The sequence below is a fragment of the Streptomyces sp. SID11385 genome (assembly GCF_010548245.1).
Lineage (GTDB): Bacteria > Actinomycetota > Actinomycetes > Streptomycetales > Streptomycetaceae > Streptomyces.
The window spans coordinates 1-231 of record NZ_JAAGLR010000682.1; the positions used below are offsets into that span (position 1 = coordinate 1).

1 protein-coding gene is annotated in these 231 nt (G+C 72.7%); it reads right to left on the reverse strand.

Annotated features, from left to right (window positions below; all coding sequences use genetic code 11):
• A partial coding sequence (locus tag G3I42_RS20555; RefSeq protein ID WP_239096579.1) for a thioesterase domain-containing protein occupies positions 1-231 on the reverse strand: 231 nt, incomplete at both ends.

The following is a 231-nucleotide window of genomic DNA, read 5'->3' on the forward strand; positions in this document are numbered from 1 at the left end:
GCCGCGTCCCCGCGGGTGTGCACCTTGTCCGCAGACGTGAGGGCGGCCGAGCGGCGTCCCGAGACGATCAGCCCGAGCGGTCCGGCGCCCGCCCGCTCCATGGCGCGCGCCAGTTCGAAGGCGAGGACCGCGCCCATGCTGTGCCCGAAGAGGACCAGCGGGAGGTCGTCATAGGGGCGAAGCGCGGTGTGGATGGCTGTGGCCAGTTCCTGCGCCGATTCGAGTGGCGGT